At 53.6% G+C, this 26,401-nt stretch carries 24 protein-coding genes; 15 read left to right on the forward strand and 9 right to left on the reverse strand.

Features of this window, described 5'->3' with window-relative positions; genetic code table 11:
* Positions 1-383: 383 nt before the first annotated feature.
* The 3 genes from clpA to ABVM99_RS21660 all read right to left on the reverse strand — a co-directional run bounded on the left by clpA (position 384) and on the right by ABVM99_RS21660 (position 3,184).
* Positions 384-2,660, reverse strand: a complete 2,277-nt coding sequence (clpA, locus tag ABVM99_RS21650; RefSeq protein ID WP_000934064.1) for an ATP-dependent Clp protease ATP-binding subunit ClpA — start codon at positions 2,658-2,660, stop codon at positions 384-386.
* A gap of 30 nt (positions 2,661-2,690) precedes the next feature.
* Positions 2,691-3,011, reverse strand: coding sequence for an ATP-dependent Clp protease adapter ClpS (clpS, locus tag ABVM99_RS21655; RefSeq protein ID WP_000520789.1), 321 nt, complete (start codon positions 3,009-3,011; stop codon positions 2,691-2,693).
* 95 nt (positions 3,012-3,106) lie between these two features.
* Positions 3,107-3,184, reverse strand: coding sequence for a hypothetical protein (locus tag ABVM99_RS21660; RefSeq protein WP_212742690.1), 78 nt, complete (start codon positions 3,182-3,184; stop codon positions 3,107-3,109).
* A 150-nt stretch (positions 3,185-3,334) separates the two neighbouring features.
* Between ABVM99_RS21660 and cspD the strand changes: the two genes are divergently transcribed.
* Entirely contained in the window at positions 3,335-3,556 is a 222-nt protein-coding gene (cspD, locus tag ABVM99_RS21665; protein WP_000447499.1) for a cold shock-like protein CspD, read from the forward strand.
* Positions 3,557-3,685: 129 nt separating this feature from the next.
* On the opposite strand, the gene macB is transcribed toward cspD, so the two are convergent.
* Entirely contained in the window at positions 3,686-5,632 is a 1,947-nt protein-coding gene (gene macB / locus ABVM99_RS21670) for a macrolide ABC transporter ATP-binding protein/permease MacB (protein WP_023194682.1), read from the reverse strand.
* Positions 5,629-6,747 (reverse strand): macrolide transporter subunit MacA, encoded by a 1,119-nt coding sequence (gene macA, locus ABVM99_RS21675; RefSeq protein ID WP_001201760.1) that lies wholly within the window; start codon positions 6,745-6,747, stop codon positions 5,629-5,631. The genes macB and macA overlap by 4 nt, the downstream gene beginning before the upstream one ends.
* A gap of 145 nt (positions 6,748-6,892) precedes the next feature.
* On the opposite strand from macA, the gene ABVM99_RS21680 reads away from it, so the two are divergent.
* A complete protein-coding gene (locus ABVM99_RS21680) occupies positions 6,893-7,843 on the forward strand; it encodes a VirK/YbjX family protein (protein ID WP_042949789.1) in 951 nt (316 codons plus the stop codon).
* On the opposite strand, the gene ABVM99_RS21685 is transcribed toward ABVM99_RS21680, so the two are convergent.
* Positions 7,840-9,498, reverse strand: a complete 1,659-nt coding sequence (locus tag ABVM99_RS21685) for an ATP-dependent endonuclease (protein ID WP_000599770.1) — start codon at positions 9,496-9,498, stop codon at positions 7,840-7,842. The two genes, ABVM99_RS21680 and ABVM99_RS21685, sit on opposite strands and share 4 nt — an antisense overlap.
* A 201-nt stretch (positions 9,499-9,699) precedes the next feature.
* Between ABVM99_RS21685 and ABVM99_RS21690 the strand changes: the two genes are divergently transcribed.
* From ABVM99_RS21690 to ABVM99_RS21720, 7 genes are all read left to right on the forward strand, one after another.
* Positions 9,700-10,599 carry a lysine exporter LysO family protein gene (locus tag ABVM99_RS21690; protein WP_000491118.1) on the forward strand — a complete coding sequence of 300 codons (900 nt, stop codon included), beginning with the start codon at positions 9,700-9,702 and terminating at the stop codon, positions 10,597-10,599.
* Positions 10,600-10,742: 143 nt separating this feature from the next.
* A complete protein-coding gene (gene hcp, locus ABVM99_RS21695; protein ID WP_000458776.1) occupies positions 10,743-12,395 on the forward strand; it encodes a hydroxylamine reductase in 1,653 nt (550 codons plus the stop codon).
* A gap of 11 nt (positions 12,396-12,406) precedes the next feature.
* A complete protein-coding gene (gene hcr / locus ABVM99_RS21700) occupies positions 12,407-13,375 on the forward strand; it encodes an NADH oxidoreductase (RefSeq protein WP_023195430.1) in 969 nt (322 codons plus the stop codon).
* 157 nt (positions 13,376-13,532) lie between these two features.
* On the forward strand, positions 13,533-15,251 hold the full coding sequence (poxB, locus tag ABVM99_RS21705; protein ID WP_001728981.1) for a ubiquinone-dependent pyruvate dehydrogenase: 1,719 nt from the start codon (positions 13,533-13,535) through the stop codon (positions 15,249-15,251).
* Between the two features lie 38 nt (positions 15,252-15,289).
* Positions 15,290-16,291 carry a low-specificity L-threonine aldolase gene (gene ltaE, locus ABVM99_RS21710; protein ID WP_000566346.1) on the forward strand — a complete coding sequence of 334 codons (1,002 nt, stop codon included), beginning with the start codon at positions 15,290-15,292 and terminating at the stop codon, positions 16,289-16,291.
* A gap of 10 nt (positions 16,292-16,301) precedes the next feature.
* Positions 16,302-17,735, forward strand: coding sequence for an SDR family oxidoreductase (locus ABVM99_RS21715; protein WP_023195431.1), 1,434 nt, complete (start codon positions 16,302-16,304; stop codon positions 17,733-17,735).
* A 95-nt stretch (positions 17,736-17,830) separates the two neighbouring features.
* Positions 17,831-18,844, forward strand: coding sequence for an NAD(P)-dependent oxidoreductase (locus ABVM99_RS21720; protein WP_000866907.1), 1,014 nt, complete (start codon positions 17,831-17,833; stop codon positions 18,842-18,844).
* Here the strand turns inward: ABVM99_RS21720 and ABVM99_RS21725 are convergent.
* Positions 18,841-19,671, reverse strand: a complete 831-nt coding sequence (locus ABVM99_RS21725) for an N-acetylmuramoyl-L-alanine amidase (protein ID WP_023195432.1) — start codon at positions 19,669-19,671, stop codon at positions 18,841-18,843. The two genes, ABVM99_RS21720 and ABVM99_RS21725, sit on opposite strands and share 4 nt — an antisense overlap.
* The gene (locus ABVM99_RS21730) at positions 19,668-19,991 is read right to left on the reverse strand and encodes a heavy metal-binding domain-containing protein (RefSeq protein WP_001160725.1); all 324 of its coding nucleotides are present in this window, start codon (positions 19,989-19,991) and stop codon (positions 19,668-19,670) included. The genes ABVM99_RS21725 and ABVM99_RS21730 overlap by 4 nt, the downstream gene beginning before the upstream one ends.
* 127 nt (positions 19,992-20,118) lie before the next feature.
* Here ABVM99_RS21730 and ABVM99_RS21735 point away from each other — a divergent pair, with 127 nt between their 5' ends.
* The 6 genes from ABVM99_RS21735 to artJ all read left to right on the forward strand — a co-directional run bounded on the left by ABVM99_RS21735 (position 20,119) and on the right by artJ (position 24,699).
* A complete protein-coding gene (locus ABVM99_RS21735; protein ID WP_001270724.1) occupies positions 20,119-20,634 on the forward strand; it encodes a lipoprotein in 516 nt (171 codons plus the stop codon).
* A 228-nt stretch (positions 20,635-20,862) separates the two neighbouring features.
* Complete coding sequence (gene artP / locus ABVM99_RS21740) at positions 20,863-21,591, forward strand: arginine ABC transporter ATP-binding protein ArtP (RefSeq protein WP_000027186.1); 729 nt, start codon at positions 20,863-20,865, stop codon at positions 21,589-21,591.
* Positions 21,592-21,608: 17 nt separating this feature from the next.
* On the forward strand, positions 21,609-22,340 hold the full coding sequence (gene artI / locus ABVM99_RS21745) for an arginine ABC transporter substrate-binding protein ArtI (protein ID WP_000756586.1): 732 nt from the start codon (positions 21,609-21,611) through the stop codon (positions 22,338-22,340).
* Between the two features lie 6 nt (positions 22,341-22,346).
* A complete protein-coding gene (gene artQ / locus ABVM99_RS21750) occupies positions 22,347-23,063 on the forward strand; it encodes an arginine ABC transporter permease ArtQ (protein WP_001001677.1) in 717 nt (238 codons plus the stop codon).
* A complete protein-coding gene (artM, locus tag ABVM99_RS21755) occupies positions 23,063-23,731 on the forward strand; it encodes an arginine ABC transporter permease ArtM (protein ID WP_000895393.1) in 669 nt (222 codons plus the stop codon). Before artQ ends, artM begins: the two co-directional genes overlap by 1 nt.
* Before the next feature lie 236 nt (positions 23,732-23,967).
* A complete protein-coding gene (artJ, locus tag ABVM99_RS21760) occupies positions 23,968-24,699 on the forward strand; it encodes an arginine ABC transporter substrate-binding protein ArtJ (protein WP_000737537.1) in 732 nt (243 codons plus the stop codon).
* 206 nt (positions 24,700-24,905) lie between these two features.
* Here the strand turns inward: artJ and ABVM99_RS21765 are convergent, their stop codons facing one another.
* A complete protein-coding gene (locus ABVM99_RS21765; RefSeq protein WP_000644019.1) occupies positions 24,906-26,393 on the reverse strand; it encodes a sulfatase in 1,488 nt (495 codons plus the stop codon).
* Between the last annotated feature and the right edge of the window lie 8 nt (positions 26,394-26,401).

The following is a 26,401-nucleotide window of genomic DNA, read 5'->3' on the forward strand; positions in this document are numbered from 1 at the left end:
ACCGCCATATTTAAGTTGAGAGCCTGTACAGAAGTACGGGCTTTTTGCTTATATGTATCCCCCAAACCAAGGGGGGATGAGAACCACCGACCGGGGTTCGACAACTGGCGCAGCCAGTTGGACAGACCGGGCGCACAGCGAACGGGCTGCCCCGAAGGGGCGAGCAAAGCGAGTCAATCCCCCCCTCACCGCCATATTTAAGTTGAGAGCCTGTACAGAAGTACGGGCTTTTTGCTTATATGTGACCCGTCGATTACCGGATGATGACGCAATTTACAAGCGCCTTATCCGCCTACCGCGAGCACAACGCCATCAGGCTAACTATTAGCCGGCATAAAAAAACCGGGCGCTAAGGCCCGGTTTGTACGGCAGTGAAACGAAGATTAATGCGCGGCTTCCGGCTTGTGCTTTTGCGCACTCTGGAAGCCATACGTCAACGCATTTTTCTCTTTATCCAGCGCGACGGTGACCTGTCCGCCGTCAACCAGCGATCCAAACAACAACTCATTGGCCAGCGGTTTTTTCAGGTTATCCTGAATCACACGCGCCATTGGTCGTGCGCCCATTGCCCGGTCATAGCCCTTTTCCGCCAGCCAGTCGCGCGCTTCCTGACTGACTTCCAGGGAGACGCCTTTCTGATCCAACTGAGCCTGCAACTCGACGATAAACTTATCGACAACCTGATGAATCACCTCGCCAGACAGATGATCGAACCAAATAATGTTGTCGAGACGGTTACGGAACTCCGGCGTAAACACTTTCTTGATCTCGCCCATCGCATCGGTACTGTTGTCCTGATGAATAAGACCAATAGATTTACGTTCGGTTTCTCGCACGCCGGCGTTGGTGGTCATCACCAGCACCACATTGCGGAAATCCGCCTTACGGCCGTTGTTATCGGTCAGCGTACCGTTATCCATCACCTGCAGCAGCAGGTTAAAGACATCCGGGTGCGCTTTTTCGATCTCATCCAGCAACAGCACCGCATGAGGATGCTTAATCACCGCATCCGTCAGCAGCCCGCCTTGGTCGAAACCGACGTATCCCGGAGGTGCGCCGATCAAACGGCTCACCGTATGACGCTCCATATATTCAGACATATCGAAGCGCAACAGCTCAATACCCAGCGCTTTTGAAAGCTGTACCGTAACTTCAGTTTTCCCTACGCCAGTTGGCCCGGCGAACAAGAATGAGCCGACAGGTTTATGCTCATGGCCCAGACCCGCACGACTCATCTTAATAGCTTCGGTCAGCGCCTCAATCGCGTTATCCTGGCCGAAGACCAGCATTTTCAGACGATCGCCCAGGTTCTTCAGCGTATCGCGATCGCTCTGCGAGACGCTCTTTTCAGGAATTCGCGCAATTCGCGCCACTACGGACTCAATATCCGCCACGTTGACCGTTTTCTTACGTTTGCTCACCGGCATCAGACGCGCCCGAGCGCCCGCTTCGTCAATCACGTCAATGGCTTTATCCGGCAGATGGCGATCATTGATATATTTTACCGCCAGCTCGACCGCCGCACGCACCGCTTTCGCGGTATAACGCACGTCGTGGTGCGCTTCGTACTTAGGTTTCAAGCCGTTGATAATTTGCACCGTCTCTTCCACCGAAGGCTCGGTAATATCAATTTTCTGGAAACGGCGCGCTAATGCGCGGTCTTTCTCAAAAATATTGCTGAATTCCTGATAGGTCGTTGAGCCGATCACCCGGATCTTACCGCTGGAAAGCAGCGGTTTAATCAGATTTGCCGCATCCACCTGTCCGCCCGACGCCGCGCCAGCGCCGATAATGGTATGGATTTCATCGATAAACAGGATGCTGTTGGTATCCTGCTCAAGCTGTTTCAGCAACGCCTTAAACCGTTTTTCAAAATCGCCGCGGTATTTGGTGCCCGCCAGCAGCGAACCGATATCCAGAGAGTAAATGGTGCAATCGGCCATCACTTCCGGCACATCGCCCTGCACGATACGCCAGGCCAACCCTTCGGCAATCGCCGTTTTGCCGACGCCGGATTCCCCTACCAGCAACGGGTTATTTTTACGGCGACGACACAAGACCTGGATCGCGCGTTCCAGTTCTTTTTCACGACCAATCAGCGGATCGATGCCGCCCACGCGAGCAAGTTGGTTAAGATTCGTCGTGAAGTTTTCCATACGTTCCTCCCCGCCAGCTTGTTCGTCGCCAGTTGGCTGATTGCCGAGATCGGAAGATTGGCTCGGTTCGTCTTTTCGCGTCCCGTGAGAAATAAAGTTCACGATATCCAGACGGCTCACTTCATGCTTACGCAGCAGATAAGCCGCCTGTGATTCCTGTTCGCTAAAGATAGCCACCAGCACATTCGCGCCAGTCACTTCACTACGCCCGGAAGACTGAACGTGGAAGACGGCACGTTGCAGGACACGCTGGAAACTTAACGTCGGCTGCGTATCACGCTCTTCTTCACTGGCAGGCAGTACGGGTGTGGTTTGTTCAATGAAGGCTTCGAGTTCCTGACGGAGCGCCACCAGATCCACGGAGCATGCTTCCAGCGCTTCGCGAGCCGATGGGTTGCTGAGCAGCGCCAGCAACAGATGCTCGACGGTCATAAACTCATGACGGTGCTCGCGCGCTCTGGCGAAAGCCATGTTTAAACTGAGTTCCAGTTCTTGATTGAGCATAGGCACCTCCCCCAATTTTTATACCTGCATTCAGGCTTTTTCCAGCGTACACAGCAACGGATGCTCGTTCTCCCTTGCATACTTGTTCACCATCGCCACTTTGGTTTCCGCCACCTCGGCGGTGAACACGCCGCAGATGGCTTTGCCTTGATAGTGAACTGCAAGCATCAATTGCGTTGCACGTTCTACATCATAAGAAAAGAATTTTTGTAACACGTCAATAACAAACTCCATCGGAGTGTAGTCATCATTGACTAATATCACTTTATACATAGATGGCGGTTTTAGCGCGTCGCGCACGCTATCTTCCACCAACTGGTCAAAATCCAGCCAATCGTTCGTCTTACCCATTGTCAGTCGTCATTATCGGTTACGGTTGTCGGCAGAAAAATCTGCCGCTGACCAGAGTCTATGCACACAATCAATCTACCTCAATTGATAGATAACTAACATCTATCAGTACCATCCGCGACATCTGTCACATTCCCGGCAATAGCGTTAACTGCTTCAAATTTTTGATTCATTTTTACCCGATCCCCCCTGCCTGATGCTTGACGCCTCGCCTGATTTCTCTAAATTGTAATGTCGAGAGTTGGTGAGGTTTTGAACAGCCCCCACTCCGTCACCGGTTCATTCCATCTTACTTATATAAGATTTACGAAGGATGTCGAAGCATGGAAACGGGTACTGTAAAGTGGTTCAACAATGCCAAAGGGTTTGGTTTCATCTGCCCTGAAGGCGGCGGCGAGGATATTTTCGCCCATTATTCCACCATTCAAATGGATGGTTACAGAACGCTTAAAGCCGGACAGTCTGTCCGGTTTGATGTCCACCAGGGGCCAAAAGGCAATCACGCCAGCGTCATCGTGCCCATCGAAGCAGAGGCCGTTGCATAGCTCCTCTGTCTCATTGTGTACATCCAGGAGGCAAAATGCCAGCCCGATCGGCTGGCATTTTTATTTAACGCCAGTGCCTGATAGCAACACCGTTGCATCTTATCAGGCCGACAAATGACGTCAGCAAGATTACTCCCTTGCCAGCGCATCCACCGGGTCCAGTCGCGCCGCGTTTCTCGCCGGTAGCCAGCCAAACAGTATCCCGGTAAACGTCGAACATAAAAACGCGCTCGCCAGAGCAGTCAGTGAAAAACCGATCTCCCAGCCGGGCAGGAAAAGCTGTAGCATAAATGCGATGAACATCGACAAGCTAATCCCCAGCGCTCCCCCAACCAGGCAAACCAGCACCGCTTCAATAAGAAACTGCTGTAGCACATCGCTGGCGCGCGCGCCTACCGCCATACGGATGCCGATTTCACGCGTTCGCTCGGTGACGGAAACCAGCATAATATTCATAACGCCGATGCCGCCGACAACCAGCGAAATGACGGCCACCAGCGTCAGAAATAACTGAAGAGTATAGGTGGTTTTTTCAGCTGTTTTCAGGACGCTGTCCATATTCCAGGTGAAGAAGTCTTTTTTACCGTGGCGTAAGGTGAGCAGGCGGGTAAGCTGCTGTTCAGCCTGATCGCTATCAACGCCATCTTTCACACGAACGGTGATCGAGTTAAGCCATGACTGTCCCATTATGCGATCTGACATCGTGCTATAGGGCAACCAAACTTGCAACAGATTGCTATTGCCGTACATGGACGGTTTCTCTTCCGCCACGCCAATAACAATAACCGGCATATTACCCACCAGCACCACTTCCCCTACGACATTCGCTTTATTTGGAAATAGCTGGCGTCGCGTGTTGGCATCCAGCACCACCACCTGCGCGCGATCCTGTTGCTGTACAGCATTGAAGGTGTTCCCCTCCCTAAAGGACATGCCGTAAACGTTAAAATAATCGCCACTGACGCCATTAGCATTTACGGCAATATCAATATTGCCATAGCGAAGACGTAAGCTCTTTGAAACGCTGGGCGTCGCAGAGTTAACCCACGGCTGTTTCTGAATAGCGACCAGATCGTCATATTTCAGCGCCTGTCGATACTGCGGGTTGTCGTCGCCAAAATCTTTGCCTGGATGAATATCAATCGTGTTAGTGCCCATAGCGCGGATATCCGCCAGTACCATCTGTTTTGCGGCGTCGCCGACCACCACAATCGACACCACCGACGCAATACCGATAATAATTCCCAGCATGGTCAGTAAAGTACGCATTTTGTTAGCGGCCATCGCTAACCACGCCATCGACAGCGCTTCGCGAAAGCTGCTGGCAAATTGCCGCCAGCCGGGAGCCGTATTAACTACGGCAGCGTCAACGCCCTGTTCGCGTTTCTTTTCCTGCGCGGGCGGATTATGGACAATCTTGCCATCGTGAATTTCAATAATCCGCTCCGCCTGGGCGGCAATCAGCGGATCGTGCGTCACAATGATCACCGTATGTCCGCGATCGCGCAGTTGGCGCAAAATCGCCATCACCTCTTCGCCGGAATGGCTATCCAGCGCGCCGGTCGGCTCATCCGCCAGAATCACCTGTCCGCCGTTCATCAGCGCGCGGGCAATACTGACACGCTGCTGCTGTCCGCCAGAAAGCTGTGAAGGTGGGTAATCGACGCGATCGCTTAATCCCAGCCGCAAAAGCAACTCTCTGGCGCGCGTCTGGCGTTTTTTGCGTTCAATGCCGGCGTAGACGGCGGGGATTTCAACATTTTGCGCTGCCGTTAAATGCGACAATAGATGGTAGCGCTGAAAGATAAAGCCAAAATGCTCACGCCGCAGCTGCGCCAGCGCGTCCGGGTCCAGCGTCGAGACGTCCCGCCCCGCCACCCGATAAGTGCCGCTGGTCGGTTTATCCAGGCACCCGAGGATATTCATCAGCGTTGATTTTCCAGAACCGGAAACGCCGACGATCGCCACCATCTCCCCGGCGTGGATTTGCAGGGAGATATCTTTCAACACCGCCACCTGCTCTTCTCCGGAGGGGTAGCTGCGACTCACATTGCGCAGTTCAAGCAATGCCGTCATGGCGTCGCTCCTGGCCTGCTCTCACCGATGATCACCTCATCGCCCGCTTCCAGACCTTTAACCACTTCCACGTCTGTATCGTTACGCTCGCCAATGATCACTTCGCGCTCACGTTTTTCGCCGTTACGCAACAGCGCCACTTTATAACGATTGCCGCCCACCGGTTCGCCAAGCGCGGCGAGAGGAATAATCAACACATTTTTGACATCCATGAGTTGAATATAAACCTGTGCGGTCATATCAAGACGCAAGATTCTTTTGGGATTCGGCACTTCAAACCGGGCGTAATAAAAAATAGCATCGTTGATCTTTTCCGGCGTCGGCAGAATATCTTTTAAAACGCCTTCATAGCGCGTTTGCGGATCGCCTGCAATGGTGAACCATGCTTTCTGCCCCGCCCGAAGATGGATCACGTCCGCTTCCGAGACCTGCGCTTTTACCAGCATAGTGCTCATATCCGCCAGCGTCAGAATATTGGGCGCCTGCTGAGCTGCAATCACCGTTTGTCCTTGCAGGGTAGTGATTTGCGTCACTTCCCCCGCCATGGGAGCAACAATACGGGTATATTCCAGGTTGGTTTTCGCGGTGTCCAACGAGGCCCGATTACGTTTGATCTGGGCATCTATGGTGCCAATACGCGCCTGTTTAACCGCCATCTCCGTCGCCGCGGTATCCAGATCCTGTTGCGATACCGCCTGAGTCTTAGCTAACTGCTGCTGGCGCGCCAGCGTAACCCGCGCCAGCTTTAACTCAGCGGCTGCCTGCTGACGCTCTGCGTTCAGCTCCATCAGGGTGGCCTCGACCTCTTTTATCTGGTTCTCCGCCTGATCCGGATCAATCACGCCGAGTAGCTGATCTTTTTTAACGTTATCGCCAATGGAGACCAGCAGCGTTTTCAACTGGCCGCTCACCTGCGCGCCGACATCCACTTTACGCAACGCGTCCAGTTTTCCAGTCGCCAGTACACTCTGTTCAAGATCGCCTGGCCGCACGATTAATGTCTGATAAGTTGGCAGCGGCGCATTTATCATTCGCCAGCTAACCATCCCCCCCACTAAAAGAATTAAAATAATGACCAGATAACGCTTTTTAAATTTCTTTCCCTTAGCACGCATAGAAACCCTGACGGCAAAATTTCAACCAGAAAGTAAACCGTATCTAAACAAAGCTGACGCAATAAAGATAGCGTCGGCTGTATTGACGATTGGTTAATGTTTCCTGTGGTTCAATCTCGACAATCTTATGTCGCGGATTACGATCATGACACAGCTTACAGATAATACCTGGTACACCTCAGATTACATCTCTCCTTTACAATTATTTATTCGTCTGACGCGCGGGCAATTACAGCCAGGAAAATTCTGGCGTAAAGCCAGCTTTCGTCGCAAGTTTTTAATCCGCTCATTAGTCATGCCGCGTGCGACCAGCCAATTACTGACCAATCTCACCCAATGGCCGGAGTTAAATACGTTACTTGCTCGTCAGCCGCGTTTGCCTATTCGGCTACATCGTCCTTATATGGCTGTAAATATTAAACGCGATTTCGCCTTAGATGCGCTGTGTTTTCATTATCAACAGATGCGCCAACTTTTATCGCGGGAACAACAAGTTAGCTATTTAAGTCAGTATGGCCTGAATCTTGCTAAATTTGAAACTAAAACCGGCGAGTTGTTTCAACTTGATTTAGTCAGTCTGGTCTCACTGGATAAAGAAGGTGAAAGCACTGTTGTTGTTCGCGACGCACAGTTACGTATTCTGGCAGAGATCACATTTACTCTGTGTCGCTTTAACCAACAACGCACACTATTTATCGGCGGATTACAGGGCGCGGCAAACGACGTCCCTCACGAAATTATCCAGCAGGCGACCAAAGCCTGCCATGGTCTTTTTCCCAAACGCATCGTGATGGAGGCTCTCTGTCAGTTTGCGCAAGTCTTTCAGGCAGAAAAGATTATAGCTGTGAGTAACGATGCGCACGTTTACCGTAGCTGGCGATACATGGATAAAAAGACGCAAATGCATGCCGACTATGACGCGTTTTGGGAATCGTTAGGCGGTGAAAGAATTAAAGGGAATTACTATGCGCTGCCGCTGGCGATCGCCCGAAAAAGCGAAGCGGAGATCGCCAGTAAAAAACGGGCCGAGTATCGCCGCCGCTATGCGTTACTCGATAGCGTCGTCGAACAGGTTCCGGCCACATTCAAACGTTAATCCGCCCGGCCCCGCGCCAGCCAAACCACGCGCGAGAACATCTTTCTGAACAGCGGCGGCACGGCGTCAATTCCCCGCCGCCCGGCTTCCATCGCGACTTCAATCGCCAAATCCGGCTTTGACGAGCGGTGGATAGCTTTAGTGATAATTTTCCGGGTATTCATCGGCACATTAGGCGGAAGCTGCGCAACCCGGTGAAAAACATCGGCAAAGCCCTGACGATACATAAAATGTTCCATATCCAGCGCAGGCAGCGCCGTGAGATGTTCGCGTTCTTCTTCCCGATCGTTATTAAGCAGACTGCGGACCGTCGCGGCATATTTTTTCCCCGCTTCGTCGCCATCCACCAGGACATGCCACTCGATTCCCATACGGCGGGCGAACTTCACCAGCGGTTTCAGGCCAGACTGAGCAAACTCAATGACTTTAATGCCCTCCGCATCAAAATGATGACCACACTGACGCGCCAGCTCATTAATAACCCAGGTTTCCGTCTCGCCTTCCACCAGTAGCCAGCAACGCGCAAACAGCGACGATGCGCGATTAAAGCGGATATGAAAGGCGATGCGCCGTCCATCTTCCGCGCTTAACCCGCCCGGGCCCAGACGCCAGGCGGCGACGCGGGAAGATTCGCGCACCAGCCGTACGACATGCTCCACCGGCGTTAGCGAGAGCAATTCGCCTGAGTTGGTTGTCGCTATCCGCTGTAGCGGTAACAGATTGAGCAATTGCCAGGCGACTGAAAGCATAATGGGATGTAAACGGGTTTCCGGATCTTCCACCAGCAGTAATGGTCGCGCGTCTTTATGTAACCGCAGCGTCCCTTTCGCCTGTAACAGCGTGGAGAAAAGCCCCAGCAGGATCACCCGATGCGACCGGCTGCCCGGTTTGTCGATCATCCGATTAATAATATCCAGATAGCGCCAGCTACGCTGCTCATTTTGCGAACGTCGGCGCATGAGTCGGTGACGCGCCTGTCCTGCGCCCTGCTCTGAGAAATAGTGTTCAAGCAGTTGCACCATCGCGGACAGTCCCTGGCGAATCTGCCCGTCGGTTAAATTTTGCGGCCGGGTCGCCAGCTCACGCGCCAGAAAATCCAGTTGCCGGGCCGTGACTTCAACATCCGGCACATTGGGCACCGTACCGTTGCGAATACGTCGCATAAAACGCGCATCGCGCAAACGTAGCACTGGCATCAAACGAACCAGGTGGCGCACCTGATCGTTAATATTTTCCACCGGCAATGGCTGCCCATCGCTATTGAGAAAACTGCGCAACGTCATCACGCTGCCATCGGCGCCGCATTCGCCCTCTAGCCGATAAAAAATACGGTGAAAATCATCCTCGCAAGGCGACCAGCATGCTTCCAGCGCTCTATAACGACGTACCCGATGCCGCCCTGGCTGCGTTTCGCGAAAAGTCAGAATAATATGCAGGTGATGCTCGCGTCCTTTTATGTCGCCAGGCGGAAACCAGAAATCCTCACGGACAAAATGGTAAAGATCGAGTTCCGGCGACAATAACAGAGTCAGCGCATCCAGCAGGCTGGATTTTCCCCAGGCGTTTTCCCCAATCAGCACGTTGTTTTGCTCCAGCATCAACGACAGTCGGTTGATACCGCGAAATCCTACTATTTCAACGCGTTCGAGAATCATGCTTCCTCCAGAAAAACGTCATCACTCCATAAAATTCACCGCAGTATAACGGCAAATGCGTCCGCCTGGCGTGATATTCCCCCCCTTTGCCTGGGGCAAATGTCTGATAAATGTACGGCTGACGGTGTCGCTTTACTGATAGTCTGGAATTCGGTAGTGTCATGTACGCTATTCAAACAATAAAAAAGGGCCCGGCTGTTCATGTTTTCAGGACTTTTAATCATTCTGGTTCCACTGATTGTGGGCTATCTCATTCCACTGCGACATAAAGCCGCATTACAACTCATTAACCGGCTACTGAGCTGGATCGTGTATCTTATTCTCTTTTTTATGGGAATAAGCCTGGCGTTTTTGGATAACCTCGCCAGTAATCTGGTGGCGATTTTTCATTATTCCGCCGTCAGTATTACGATTATTTTATTGTGTAATATCGCCGCCTTATTGTGGCTGGAACGTATCCTCCCGTGGCGTCACCATCATCAGCAGGAAAAACTGCCTTCGCGTATTGCCATGGCGCTGGAGTCGCTGCAACTGTGCGGCGTAGTGGTATTGGGGTTTGTTATCGGTCTGAGCGGACTCTCTGTTTTACAGCACGCCACCGAAGCCAGTGAATATACGCTGATCTTTTTATTGTTCCTGGTGGGGATTCAGCTACGAAATAGCGGCATGACCTTAAAGCAAATTGTGCTTAACCGCCGGGGAATGATGGTCGCGGTCGTTGTCGTGGCAAGCTCATTACTGGGCGGCGTGATTAATGCGTTTATCCTGGACTTACCGCTAAAAACCGCCCTGGCGATGGCGTCAGGTTTCGGCTGGTACTCTCTTTCCGGTATTTTGCTGACGGAGTCGTTTGGACCGGTTATCGGCAGCGCGGCATTTTTTAACGATCTGGCCCGCGAGCTCTTAGCCATTATGCTTATTCCCGGCCTGGTTCGCCGCAGCCGTTCAACGGCGTTGGGCCTGTGCGGAGCGACTTCAATGGACTTTACGTTGCCGGTATTACAGCGCTCCGGCGGCGTAGAGATTGTTCCGGCGGCTATCGTACATGGCTTTATCCTCAGCCTGCTGGTCCCCCTCTTAATGGCGTTCTTCTCGGCCTGATACCTCTTTGGCGGTAGGCATCTGCCGCCAAAATTGCGCTAAATCAATCTCCTTGCACATTATGGCAGAAATCCCTTTTATCCCTTTGTTCACAGGCATAACCTTAAACATGTATATCAAATATAACTTTAAAAGGTGTGACCATGTTTTGTGTGCAATGTGAACAAACCATTCGTACACCAGCCGGAAACGGCTGCTCCTACGCGCAGGGAATGTGCGGTAAAACAGCTGAAACGTCCGATCTGCAGGATCTGCTGATTGCGGCTTTGCAAGGTTTGTCTGCCTGGGCGGTGAAGGCCCGTGAATATGGCATCATTAATCACGACGTTGATAACTTTGCGCCGCGCGCGTTTTTCTCCACGCTGACCAATGTTAACTTCGACTCTCCGCGTATCGTCGGCTACGCCCGTGAAGCGATTGCCTTGCGTGAAGCGTTGAAAGCGCAGTGCCTGAGCGTGGATGCCAATGCGCATTGCGACAATCCGATGGCCGATCTGCAACTGGTCAGCGACGATCTGGGCGACCTGCAACGTCAGGCGGCGGAATTTACCCCGAATAAAGACAAAGCCGCCATTGGCGAGAACATCCTCGGCCTGCGTCTGCTGTGCCTGTACGGTCTGAAAGGCGCGGCGGCGTATATGGAGCACGCGCACGTTCTCGGTCAATACGACAACGACATTTACGCGCAGTACCACAAAATCATGGCCTGGCTGGGCACCTGGCCTGCTGACATGAACGCGCTGCTGGAGTGCGCAATGGAAATCGGCCAGATGAACTTCAAAGTGATGAGCATTCTGGATGCCGGTGAAACCACCAAATACGGTCACCCAACGCCGACTCAGGTCAACGTCAAAGCGACTGAAGGCAAGTGCATTCTGATCTCCGGTCACGATCTGAAAGATCTCTACAACCTGCTGGAGCAGACCGAAGGCACCGGCGTTAACGTCTACACTCACGGTGAAATGCTGCCCGCACATGGCTATCCGGAACTGCGTAAATTCAAGCATCTGGTCGGTAACTACGGCAGCGGCTGGCAGAATCAGCAGGTCGAATTCGCCCGCTTCCCTGGCCCAATCGTGATGACCTCTAACTGCATTATCGACCCGACCGTGGGCAGCTATGACGACCGTATCTGGACCCGTAGCATCGTCGGCTGGCCGGGCGTTAGCCATCTTGAAGGCGATGACTTCGGGCCGGTCATTGCCCAGGCGCAGCAAATGGCGGGCTTCCCGTATAGCGAAATTCCGCATCTCATCACCGTCGGTTTTGGCCGTCAGACCCTGCTCGGCGCTGCCGATACGCTCATCGATCTGGTCAGTCGTGAAAAACTGCGCCACATCTTCCTGGTCGGCGGCTGTGACGGCGCGCGCGGCGAGCGTAACTACTTTACCGATTTCGCCACCAGCGTACCGGATGACTGCCTGATCCTGACCCTGGCGTGCGGTAAATACCGTTTCAATAAACTGGAGTTCGGCGACATCGAAGGGCTGCCGCGTCTGGTCGATGCCGGTCAGTGTAATGATGCTTACTCCGCGATTATCCTGGCGGTGACGCTGGCGGAAAAACTGGGCTGCGGCGTCAACGATCTGCCGCTATCGCTGGTGCTCTCCTGGTTTGAGCAGAAAGCGATCGTGATTCTGCTAACGCTGCTGTCATTAGGCGTGAAAAATATTGTCACCGGGCCGACCGCGCCGGGCTTCTTCACGCCGGATCTGCTGGCTATCCTCAACGAGAAGTTCGGTCTGCGCTCCGTGACCACCGTTGAAGAAGACATGAAGCAATTGCTGAGCGCGTAAGGAGGTCAATGATGACGATGCCAACCTCACAGTGTCCCTGGCGAATGCAGGTGCATCACATCCGTCAGGAGACGCCGGATGTATGGACAATTGCGCTATTATGCCATGATTACTACCCTTACCGCGCCGGGCAGTATGCGCTGGTGAGCGTGCGTAATTCAGCGGAAACGCTGCGCGCCTACACCCTTTCGTCTACGCCGGGCGTCAGTGAATATATCACGCTGACCGTTCGTCGGATTGAAGATGGCACGGGTTCACAGTGGTTGACCCATGACATCAAGCGCGGCGATTACATCTGGCTGTCTGATGCAATGGGCGATTTTACCTGTGACGATAAAACAGAAGATAAGTTTCTGCTGCTCGCCGCCGGTTGTGGCGTAACGCCAATCATGTCGATGCGTCGCTGGCTGGCAAAATACCGCCCGCAGGCCGATGTGCAGGTCATCTTTAACGTCCGTTCGCCGGATGATGTGATTTTTGCCGACGAGTGGCGACAGTATCCGGTCACGCTAGTGGCGGAAAATCATGCCACGGAAGGTTTTGTCGCGGGCCGTCTGACCACGGAATTGTTACAGAGCGTACCGGATTTGACATCGCGCACCATCATGACCTGCGGCCCGGCGCCCTATATGGATTTCGTCGAACAGGGAGTGAAAGCGCTTGGCGTAACGCGCTTCTTTAAAGAGAAGTTCTTCACGCCGGTGGCGGAAACGGCAACCAGCGGCCTGAAATTCACCAAACTACAGCCAGCGCAGGAATTCTATGCTCCGATCGGTACGACGCTGCTGGAGGCGCTGGAGAGTAATAAAGTACCGGTTGCCGCTGCCTGTCGGGCAGGTGTTTGCGGCTGCTGTAAAACCAAAGTCGTTTCCGGCGACTATACGGTGAGCAGCACCATGACGCTGAGCGAGGCGGAGATTGCCGAAGGTTACGTACTGGCCTGCTCCTGCCATCCGCAGGGCGATCTTGTTCTCGCATAATCGGTAAACGTTCCATCGTAGGCCCGGTAAGCGTTAGCGCCACCGGGCGATTTACCACTCGCTTCATCCTTTCGCCCCTCTCTTCGCCAAAGAAAAACGTCATCGTCATCTTCAACTAAACTTGTAACCGTTATCACATTTAAGGAGATGGAGAACCATGAAACAAACCGTTGCTGCTTTTATCGCCAAAACGCTGGAACAGGCTGGCGTAAAACGAATCTGGGGCGTCACTGGCGATTCCCTGAACGGCCTGAGCGATAGTCTTAATCGTATGGGAACCATTGAATGGATGCCAACCCGCCACGAAGAGGTCGCCGCTTTCGCCGCCGGCGCACAAGCGCAGCTTACCGGCGAGCTGGCAGTGTGCGCCGGTTCATGTGGACCGGGCAACCTGCACCTGATCAATGGCCTGTTTGATTGCCACCGTAACCACGTCCCTGTTCTGGCGATCGCCGCCCATATTCCGTCCAGTGAAATCGGCAGCGGTTATTTCCAGGAGACCCACCCGCAGGAGTTGTTCCGTGAATGCAGCCACTATTGCGAGTTGGTTTCCAGCCCGGAGCAGATCCCGCAGGTACTCGCCATCGCCATGCGCAAAGCGGTGTTAAATCGCGGCGTCTCCGTGGTCGTACTGCCGGGTGACGTGGCGCTGAAACCCGCGCCTGAAAACGCCGTCACCCATTGGTACCATGCCCCGCTCCCCGTCGTCACGCCGGCGGAGGAAGAGCTGAAAAAACTGGCGCAACTGCTGCGCTACTCCAGCAATATCGCATTGATGTGCGGTAGCGGCTGCGCGGGCGCGCATGAGGAGTTGGTCGCGTTGGCGGCAAAACTAAAAGCGCCAATCGTTCATGCCCTGCGCGGCAAAGAGCACGTTGAGTACGATAACCCTTATGATGTGGGAATGACCGGCCTGATTGGCTTCTCTTCTGGCTTCCACACCATGATGAACGCCGATACGCTGATCCTGCTCGGCACCCAGTTCCCCTACCGCGCCTTTTATCCGAGCGATGCCAAAATCATTCAGATTGACATCAACCCGGGCAGTATTGGCGCACACAGCAAAGTCGACATGGCGCTGGTGGGCGATATTAAAGCCACGCTTCGCGCCCTGCTGCCGCTGGTGGAAGAAAAAAGCAATCGTAAATTCCTCGATAAAGCTCTGGAGCACTATCGGGACGCCCGTAAGGGACTTGATGACTTAGCCAAACTCAGCGATAAAGCCATCCATCCACAATATCTGGCGCAACAAATTAGCCATTTCGCCGCTGACGACGCTATTTTTACCTGCGATGTCGGCACGCCGACCGTCTGGGCGGCCCGCTATCTAAAAATGAACGGCAAGCGCCGCCTGCTGGGCTCGTTTAACCACGGGTCAATGGCCAACGCCATGCCGCAGGCGCTCGGCGCTCAGGCCACCGCGCCGGGTCGGCAGGTTATCGCGATGTGCGGTGATGGCGGCTTCAGTATGCTGATGGGCGATTTTCTCTCGGTGGTACAGATGAAGCTGCCGATAAAAATCGTCGTCTTTAATAACAGCGTGCTGGGCTTTGTGGCGATGGAAATGAAAGCCGGCGGCTACCTTACCGACGGTACCGAACTGCACGACACCAATTTCGCGCGTATCGCCGAAGCCTGCGGCATTACCGGTATTCGCGTGGAAAAAGCCGCAGACGTGGACGGAGCGCTACAGCGCGCGTTTTCCATTGATGGCCCGGTACTGGTTGACGTGGTCGTGGCAAAAGAAGAGCTGGCGATCCCGCCGCAGATCAAACTGGAACAAGCGAAAGGCTTTAGCCTGTACATGCTACGCGCCATTATTAGCGGCCGCGGCGATGAAGTGATCGAACTAGCGAAAACGAACTGGCTAAGGTAAAACAGTGCACATCACCTTTTAAAATCCAGGGATGTGCCATGATTGATTTACGCAGTGATACCGTTACCCGACCGGGCCGCGCCATGCTCGAGGCGATGATGACCGCCCCGGTCGGGGACGACGTATACGGCGATGACCCTACCGTTAACGCCCTTCAGCGCTACGCCGCCGACCTTTCCGGTAAAGAAGCGGCGCTTTTTTTACCCACCGGCACCCAGGCCAATCTGGTCGCGCTGCTTAGCCATTGTGAACGCGGCGAAGAGTATATCGTTGGTCAGGGCGCGCATAATTATCTCTATGAAGCTGGCGGCGCTGCGGTGCTCGGCAGCATTCAGCCGCAGCCCATCGACGCCGCCGCGGACGGTACGCTGCCGCTGGAGAACGTGGCGGCGAAGATTAAAGCGGATGACATCCACTTCGCGCGCACGCGCTTGCTCAGTCTGGAAAATACGCATAACGGGAAAGTGCTGCCGCGCGCGTATCTGAAAGACGCCTGGACATTTACCCGCGAACGTGGACTGGCGCTGCACGTTGACGGCGCCCGAATTTTTAACGCGGTGGTTGCCTACGGCTGTGAGTTAAAAGAGATTACGCAGTATTGCGACTCTTTTACCATCTGCCTGTCAAAAGGTCTCGGAACGCCGGTCGGTTCGCTGCTGGTCGGCAACCGCGACTACATTAAACGCGCGACGCGCTGGCGTAAAATGGTCGGCGGCGGAATGCGTCAGGCCGGGATTCTGGCAGCGGCCGGACTGTATGCGCTGAAGCATAACGTGGCGCGTCTGCAAGAGGACCATGATAACGCCGCCTGGCTGGCGCAGCAGCTTCGCGAAGCGGGCGCGGAGGTCATGCGCCACGAAACGAATATGCTGTTTGTTCGCGTTGGCGAAGCACAGGCCGCCGCGCTTGGCGACTATTTGCGGGAACGGAATATCCTGATTAACGCCGCGCCGATTGTGCGTCTGGTGACGCATCTGGATGTCTCTCGCGAACAGCTTGCCGACGTCGTCGCCCACTGGCGCGCCTTTTTAGCCCGCTAAGGAGAGCAACGTGGCGCAACGCATTCTGGTTCTCGGCGCCAGCGGCTATATCGGCCAGCACCTGGTCTTTGCGCTAAGTCAGCAAGGGCATCAGGTGCGGGCGGCGGCGCGGCGCGTCGAACGTCTGGAAAAGCAGCGCCTCGCCAACGTCAGTTGTCATAAGGTCGATCTGCACTGGCCGGAAAATTTACCCGCGCTGCTTCGCGACGTTGATACCGTTTACTATCTGGTACACGGCATGGGCGAAGGCGGCGATTTTATCGCCCATGAACGTCAGGCGGCGCTCAACGTGCGCGATGCGCTGCGCCAGACGCCGGTTAAACAACTTATTTTCCTCAGTTCATTGCAGGCGCCGACGCATGAGCAATCCGATCACCTGCGCGCCCGCCAGCTTACGGCTGACACGCTGCGCGACGCAGGCGTACCGGTGACGGAATTACGCGCCGGGATCATCGTCGGCGCAGGCTCCGCCGCCTTCGAAGTCATGCGTGACATGGTTTACAACCTGCCAATACTCACGCCGCCGCGCTGGGTGCGTTCGCGCACCACGCCCATCGCTCTGGAAAATTTACTCTACTACCTGGTCGGCTTGCTGGACCACCCTGCGCACAAGCATCGTATCCTGGAAGCCGCCGGGCCGCAGGTATTAAGCTATCAGCAGCAGTTTGAACGTTTTATGGCCGTCAGCGGTAAACGGCGTCCGCTGATCCCGGTGCCTTTTCCGACCCGCTGGATTTCGGTCTGGTTTTTAAACGTCATTACCTCCGTGCCGCCGACTACCGCAAAAGCCTTAATCCAGGGGTTAAGGCACGATTTGCTGGCCGATGACGCCGCGTTAAAAAAGTTGATCCCCCAAACGCTTATCACCTTTGACGACGCCGTTCGCCGCACGCTGAAAGAAGAAGAAAAACTGGTGAACTCCAGCGACTGGGGCTACGACGCGCTGGCCTTCGCCCGCTGGCGTCCCGAATACGGCTATTTTCCAAAGCAGGCGGGCTTTACCGCGCAGACCCCGGCCAGCCTATCGGCGCTCTGGCAGGTCGTAAATCGGCTGGGTGGCAAAGAGGGCTATTTTTTCGGCAATATTTTGTGGCAGACGCGCGCCGCGATGGATCGTCTGGTGGGGCATAAACTGGCGAAAGGCCGCCCGTCGCATACTTTGCTCAAGCCTGGCGATACGGTAGATAGCTGGAAAGTGATCATTGTCGAACCAGAAAAACAGCTCACGCTCTTGTTTGGCATGAAAGCGCCGGGTCTGGGGCGGCTTAGCTTCACGCTGCACGATAAAGGTCGCTACCGCGAAATTGACGTGCGCGCCTGGTGGCATCCACACGGAATGCCGGGCCTGATTTACTGGCTACTGATGATCCCGGCGCACCTGTTTATTTTCCGGGGAATGGCAAGGCGTATTGCCCGACTTGCAGAACAAATCACAGAAAAATGAGAAAAAGTTGCTGTATTCTTTCGTGTTTCCCATTGCATACCGACGTAATTCACGGAAGAATGCGCACGACGGTTTATTAAACACAGTGGATTGATATGAAGGTACTGGTTACCGGCGCCACCAGCGGCTTAGGTCGAAACGCGGTTGAATTTTTGCGCAATAAAGGCATCAGCGTCAGAGCGACGGGTCGCAATGAAGCGATGGGCAAGCTGCTTGAAAAAATGGGCGCGGAATTCGTCCATGCGGATTTAACCGAACTGGTCTCCTCGCAGGCTAAAGTGATGCTCGCCGGGATCGACACGTTGTGGCACTGCTCCAGCTTTACCTCGCCCTGGGGAACCCAACAAGCTTTCGATCTGGCGAATGTTCGCGCCACCCGCCGCCTGGGAGAATGGGCGGTCGCCTGGGGCGTACGCAATTTTATTCATATCTCCTCTCCCTCACTCTATTTTGATTACCACCATCACCGTGATATCAAAGAAGATTTCCGTCCGCATCGGTTTGCCAATGAGTTCGCCCGCAGTAAAGCCGCCGGTGAAGAGGTGATTAATCTGCTGGCGCAGGCTAATCCGCAAACACGTTTTACGGTGTTGCGTCCGCAAAGCCTGTTTGGCCCGCACGATAAAGTATTTATCCCACGTCTGGCGCATATGATGCACCATTACGGTAGCGTCTTATTACCGCACGGGGGCAGCGCGCTGGTCGATATGACCTACTATGAAAATGCGATCCACGCCATGTGGCTGGCCAGCCAGCCGGGCTGCGATCATCTGCCTTCTGGCCGCGCTTATAACATCACTAACGGCGAAAACCGCACCTTACGCAGCATCGTACAAAAGTTAATAGATGAACTGACTATCGACTGCCGCATTCGCTCTGTGCCTTACCCGATGCTGGATATGATCGCCCGCAGTATGGAGCGCTTCGGCAAAAAATCCGCCAAAGAGCCCCCGCTAACGCATTACGGCGTGTCAAAACTGAATTTTGATTTTACGCTCGATACGACTCGCGCGCAGGAAGAGCTGGGCTACCAGCCCATCGTCACGCTGGACGAAGGCATTGAACGCACCGCCGCCTGGCTACGCGATCACGGAAATTTACCGCGTTAATCCTGGCCGTACTTCTCCAGTAATGCTTCGGCAATCGCCTGCGTTTCGGCATCTGCGATACCGTTCCATTGCGCCGGACGGAAGTGCATCTGGAACGCCATAATCACCCGCTGCTGCTCGCGTGTCGTCATATCGGCTTTGACTTCATAACCATAGCGCGAGAGTAACGCAAGCACCGTTGCGGTATCGACTGGCGTATACGGCGCGCGTCCAGCCAGATAAAACGCCACACGCTGGGCGTCAGGCCAGGCGCCAATCCCCTGCGCCGCCAGCTCGCGCCACGGGAAGCGCGGGCCGGGATCGTCTTTACGCTGCGGCGCGATATCCGCATGGGCCACCACATTCTGCGGTTTGATGTCATAGCGCGCGATAATGTCCTTCGCTAACGGAATCAATGCCTGAATTTGCGCGGATTCAAACGGCGCGAAAGATTTCACCCCGCCGGACATTCGCCAGCCGCGATTTTCCAGCTCAATGCCAATAGACGTATCATTGAGACGCGTGGCGCCTCGCCAGAAACTGACGCCCGCATGCCAGGCCTGATCCTGTTCCGGCACCAGTTGCCAGATGCGCGGTTTACCGCCATATAATGGCGGGGTTGCGGGAATCAGGTAATGCGAACTGACGTTGCGACCCGTTAACGTCGCCAGCGAAACGTCAAAGTTTTCCGCCGTATAGTGAATCACCAGAACTTTAATGCGCGGATAGGCCGCCTGCGCCCGATGTCGGGTATCAAGCTGATATCCCTCTTTATCGATAATTCCTTTTTCGCTCGCGCAGCCTGTTAACAGCAACACGAGACCCACCAGCCACAGTAGCGCTCTCATCGGCGCGTTTTCACCGCCGTTCCGCTGACGCTGACCATCAGCATACTGCCATCCTTGCCGACAGTTTCGTAATCAATATCGATGCCTACCACCGCATCGGCGCCCAACGCTTTAGCCTGCTCGCCAAGTTCCTGGAAAGCGATTTCACGCGCTTTACGCAGCTCTTTCTCATACGCGCCGGAACGTCCGCCGACGATATCCCGAATGCCGGCGAAAAAATCGCGGAAAATATTGGCACCTAAAATGGCTTCGCCCGTTACCACACCGCAATACTCCACGATGCTTTGTCCTTCCAGCGTTGGGGTTGTTGAAAACTGCATAGTGAATCTCCCAGGTTAGCTAAGCACACGATCTCAAACGCATTATCAAGCTGATACGCTATCATTGAAAGGATATAATTGATTATCGTAGATCGGTTTTTGCTCGATCGCCTATAAGGAAATCATCATGCGCTATTCTAAACTCTCTTTGCTCATCCCGTGCGCGCTTCTGCTTAGCGCCTGTACGACCGTCACTCCCGCCTACAAAGATAATGGCCCGCGTATCGGCGCGTGTGTGGAAGGCGGCCCGGACAGCGTGGCTCAACAATTTTACGACTACCGTATTCAACACCACAGCAATGATATCGCCGCGCTTCGCCCCTACTTGAGTGATAACCTGGCGAAATTGTTGACCGACGCCAGCCGCGATACGGAGCACCGCCAGTTGATGAGCGGCGATCTGTTCTCCAGCCGCGCTACGCTGCCGGATAGCGCCAACGTCGCCAGCGCATCAACCATTCCGAACCGAGATGCGCGCAACATTCCTCTGCGGGTAGCGTTAAAACAGGGCGATCAAAGCTGGCAGGATGAGGTCCTTATGATTCACGAAGGCTCATGCTGGGTGATTGACGACGTTCGCTATCTGGGCGGAGATGTCCATGCCCCTGCCGGTACGCTGCGCCAGTCGATAGAAAACCGTTAACAGCCAGTATTCCCCGCTTTTGCACCCATAACCCCGTAAATTGTCTGGCATTCTGCCCGGGATGCCGACAATTCTTCTTACCTACTATTCCTCCTGCTATTTTGTGCTATGTTTAGGGAAGAATGTGGGATATATTTAACTTTTAACGCATAAATATTGCATAACTATTCTGCGAAAGGTACTATCTGCGGCTTCAATAGCTATCAGACTGCCTGTATACGAGTGTCAATGAGTATTCAATTAAACGGCATTAATTGCTTTTACGGCGCGCATCAGGCGCTGTTCGATATCACGCTGGATTGCCCCGAAGGCGAAACGCTGGTGTTGCTTGGCCCAAGCGGGGCGGGTAAAAGTTCGCTGCTGCGTGTACTCAATCTGCTTGAGATGCCGCGCTCCGGCACTCTGACTATCGCCGGGAACCATTTTGATTTTACGAAAACGCCGTCCGATAAGGCGATTCGTGAGCTACGTCAAAATGTCGGAATGGTCTTTCAGCAATATAATCTTTGGCCGCATCTCACCGTTGTGCAGAATCTGATTGAAGCGCCCTGCCGCGTACTGGGTCTGACAAAAGATCAGGCGCTGGCGCGCGCAGAAAAGCTGCTGGAGCGTTTACGTCTGAAGCCCTATAGCGATCGTTATCCGTTGCATCTTTCCGGCGGTCAGCAGCAGCGCGTCGCGATTGCCCGCGCGCTGATGATGGAGCCGCAGGTGCTGCTGTTTGATGAACCGACCGCCGCGCTGGACCCGGAAATTACCGCTCAAATCGTCAGCATTATTCATGAGCTGGCGGAAACGAACATTACTCAGGTGATCGTTACGCATGAAGTCGAAGTGGCGCGTAAGACCGCCAGTCGTGTGATTTATATGGAAAATGGTCACATCGTCGAGCACGGTGATGCGGGTTGCTTTGCCCACCCTCAGACCGAAGCGTTCAAAAACTATCTCTCTCACTAAGATTCGGGACAATGACAATGAAAAAAGTTCTGATTGCCGCGCTAATTGCAGGCTTTAGCCTTTCCGCTACAGCAGCCCAGACCATTCGTTTTGCGACCGAAGCGTCCTATCCGCCGTTCGAATCGATGGATGCTAATAACAAGATTGTCGGCTTTGACGTCGACCTGGCCAACGCGCTATGTAAAGAGATCGACGCCTCCTGTACCTTTACCAATCAGGCGTTCGACAGCCTGATCCCCAGCCTGAAATTCCGCCGCTTCGACGCTGTAATGGCGGGAATGGATATCACGCCGGAACGTGAAAAGCAGGTGCTGTTTACCACGCCATATTACGACAACTCCGCGCTGTTCGTGGGTCAGCAGGGCAAATACACCAGCGTCGATCAACTGAAAGGCAAGAAAGTCGGCGTACAGAACGGTACGACGCACCAGAAATTCATCATGGATAAGCATCCGGAAATCACCACCGTACCGTATGACAGCTATCAGAACGCGAAGCTGGATCTACAAAATGGCCGTATCGACGCTGTTTTCGGCGACACGGCGGTCGTGACCGAATGGCTGAAAGCCAATCCTAAGCTGGCACCGGTCGGCGATAAAGTCACCGATAAAGATTATTTCGGCACCGGCCTGGGTATCGCGGTACGTCAGGGCAACACCGAGCTGCAGCAGAAATTCAATACTGCGCTGGAAAAAGTGAAGAAAGATGGGACTTACGAGACCATCTATAACAAATGGTTCCAGAAGTAATCTTTGATGAACGAATTTTTTCCTTTAGCAAGCGCCGCCGGGATGACCGTCGGCCTTGCCGTCTGCGCGCTGATCATTGGCCTCGCGTTAGCCATGTTCTTTGCCGTCTGGGAGTCCGTAAAATGGCGCCCGATTGCCTGGATAGGCTCCGCGCTGGTCACTATTTTACGCGGCCTGCCGGAAATTCTGGTGGTGCTGTTTATCTATTTCGGCTCCTCGCAACTCCTGCTTACGCTGTCTGACGGGTTTACCCTCCATCTCGGCTTTACGCAGATCCCGGTGCAAATGGAGATTGAGAACTTTGACGTCAGTCCGTTCCTGTGCGGCGTGATTGCGTTGTCCCTGCTGTATGCGGCCTATGCGTCGCAGACGCTACGCGGCGCGCTGAAAGCCGTTCCGTCTGGTCAGTGGGAGTCGGGTCAGGCACTGGGATTATCAAAGACGGCGATTTTTTTCCGTCTGGTGATGCCGCAGATGTGGCGTCACGCCCTGCCAGGGCTGGGTAATCAGTGGCTGGTGTTGCTAAAAGATACGGCTCTGGTCAGCCTTATCAGCGTTAACGATCTGATGTTACAGACCAAAAGTATTGCCACACGCACCCAGGAACCGTTTAACTGGTACATTATTGCGGCGGCTATTTACCTGGTCATTACGCTGATCAGTCAGTACATTCTCAAACGCATAGACCTGCGCGCGACACGTTTTGAGCGGAGGCCAGACTAATGCTTGAGTACTTACCTGAACTGCTAAAAGGGCTACACACCAGCCTGACGCTGACCGTGGCTTCTATTGCCGTCGCTTTGGTGCTGGCGTTAGTTTTTACCATTATCCTGACGCTAAAAACGCCGTTCGTGGTGTGGCTGGTGCGCGGCTATATCACGTTGTTTACCGGTACGCCGTTGTTGGTGCAAATTTTCCTGATCTACTACGGACCCGGTCAATTCCCGACACTGCAAGAGTATCCGCTACTCTGGCATCTACTGTCTGAACCGTGGCTGTGCGCACTGATCGCGTTGTCGCTAAACAGCGCCGCTTATACCACGCAGCTATTTTATGGCGCGATTCGCGCGATTCCGGAAGGTCAGTGGCAGTCCTGCGGCGCGCTGGGGATGAGTAAGAAAGATACGCTGGCGATTTTGTTGCCCTATGCGTTTAAACGCGCCCTCTCCTCCTATTCTAATGAGGTAGTACTGGTCTTCAAAAGTACCTCTCTGGCCTATACCATCACCTTGATGGAGGTCATGGGGTACAGTCAGTTGCTCTATGGTCGTACCTACGATGTGATGGTATTTGGCGCGGCAGGCGTAATTTATCTGGTCGTCAACGGTCTATTGACGCTGATGATGCGTTTGATTGAGCGTAAAGCCCTGGCGTTTGAGCGGCGCAATTAACCAGGCAGGATAAGGCATTCTCGCCGCCGTTCGACAATGGTCAGATGGCGCTGCGCTTATCAAGCCTACGATGCATAATATTGAATAAACCCGACGGACAAATGGTTAACTTGTCCGTCTTTTTTTATCCATTTTAAAATATTTAATCATTTTTATTGCATATAAATTCAATTAATGGCATTGTAAATCTATGCCGCAGACACGGCGCATAATCATAAGATTACGGGAGTGACATCATGAAAAAGTTAGTTCTGGCCGCATTACTCGCCTCTTTCGCCACTGGCAGCATCGCCGCTGAAAAAATCAATTTCGGGGTTTCCGCCACCTATCCCCCGTTTGAATCCCTGGATGCGAGTAATAAAATTGTGGGCTTCGATATCGATCTGGCAACCGCATTATGCAAGCAAATGCAGGCAGAATGTACTTTTACCAATCATGCTTTCGATAGTCTTATCCCGGCGCTGAAATTCAGAAAATATGATGCCGTCATTTCCGGAATGGACATTACCCCGGAGCGCAGTAAGCAGGTCGCCTTTAGCAATCCCTATTATGCGAACTCCGCGCTGGTGATTGCCAAAAAAGACACCTATAAAACCTTTACCGATCTAAAAGGTAAGCGTATCGGTATGGAAAATGGCACCACGCATCAAAAATATCTCCAGGATAAACATCCGGAGGTCAAAACCGTGGCCTACGACAGCTACCAGAATGCGATTATCGACCTGAAAAATGGCCGTATTGACGGCGTCTTTGGCGATACCGCAGTGGTCAATGAGTGGCTGAAAACGAATCCGCAACTGGGTCCGGCAACAGAGAAAGTGACCGATCCGCAATACTTCGGTACCGGACTTGGCATCGCGGTGCGCCCGGACAATAAGGCGTTGCTGGAAAAACTGAATGATGCGCTGGCCGCCATTAAAGCGGACGGCACTTATCAGAAAATCAGCGATCAGTGGTTCCCGCAGTAAGACGTATGTGATTAGCCCACCGTGTTGCGAAATGGCAGTATAAATACCTTATTCAGACCACGAAATCATCCTGGCCTGATAAGCGCAGCGCCATTGAGCATTCTACAGTTTGTCATCAGTCTCAAACGCCTGCATCAACAGGCGATTCGGACTAATACTTGCCGGGTGACGCTGACGCGTACCCGGCTTACAACATTGTTACGTTTTTAGATAACATCCAGACCCAGACGGCGATACTGCTCCGCCGGAGCATCATTTTCTTTCATCAAACGGATAAGTAAGTTGATCATCCTTGCTTCGATGGCCTCATCATGAATAGGATGTTGCTGCTGCGGATCGTCTCTGAGATCAAACAAGAGATGACCAAAGCTATTCACACCTTTATATTTTTCCCTGGCCGGAATACGTAATACCTGAAGCCCTTTAGTAAAGTTAAACGGAGGTGCCAGAGATAATTTTCCCAGTTCATCCACATCATAACGCGCATTCATCTTGATCGGCATTAACGTGTAGTTCGCAATGTCATGCTCACGCCCCGGCTGCGCGGCCCGCATATAAACATAGCGTCCGTCGGTAACATTAACATGTCCGCTAAACACGCCAAACAGCGCGCCTTCCCTGACGGGTTCATCACTGGCAATGACTTTCGCCAGCGGCTGGCCCTGCATATCTGCGGGAATAGGTTGCTGAAAATAATCCAGTAGCGTTGGCGCCCAGTCAATCATCTGCACCAGCGACTGCCGTCGCGCTCCGCATACCGCGCTGCGCGGGTCCCAGATAAACAGCGGGTTATTCGCCACCTCGTTATAATAGGGCATTTGATTTTTAGCCCACCAACCGTGCTCCCCCAGCAAGAAGCCGTGATCGGTACCGACAATCAGCATCGTATCGCGCCAGAGATCGTGTTCATCCATCAGATCAAGGATACGTCCAAGATTACGGTCGCACATGGAAACCAGGGCCCGATAACGACAGCGAATATGCGCTATCGCCTCCTCACTTTCACTGACTTTGCCGCGCGGCCAGTCATAATGCGGGCCTTGCCACTCATCGTCATAGAGCGATAAATATTCCTCGGTGGTATAAAACGGCTCATGCGGATCGAACGTCTCAACCTGCAATAACCAGTTATCTTCGGCATGATTTTTATGGATAAAATCGCACCCGGCGTCAAAAACTTTTGTCTGGGGAAAATCGGCTTCCTGCTGGATGTATTCGCGGTTCGCCCAGTCATGACGCCATAGCCCGGAAACGCCGCCTCCGGTTTGTTTTTGTGGAACGCGCAGTACTTCCGGAATGGGCGGCTCGCCAACGCTCGCCTTCCAGTGATCGCCCTCCTGACCGCGTACTACGTCCCAGGAGCTATAGCGGTTATGGTAGTTACCGCCGCCGTCTTCCCAGTAATGCAGATGATCGCTGATAAGATGGGTGTAGATCCCCGCTTTTTTCAATAATTCCGGCATGGAATCATCAAAGGGTTCCAGCGGCCCCCACTCACGATGCAGAAAGTTATAGCGCCCGGTGTGCAGTTCCCGACGGGCTGGCATACAGGGCATACTGCCGACATAACTATTGTCAAAGGTGGCGGCATGTGCCGCCAGGCGTTGAAAGTTAGGCGCTTTCGTTAGCAAATCACCATAGGGCGGCAAATAGTTTTTATTCAGACTGTCAAACAGCAGAATAATCGCTTTCATGACTCACC

It is taken from the genome of Salmonella sp. SJTUF15591 (genome assembly GCF_043356435.1).
GTDB classification, from domain to species: Bacteria; Pseudomonadota; Gammaproteobacteria; order Enterobacterales; family Enterobacteriaceae; genus Salmonella; species Salmonella enterica.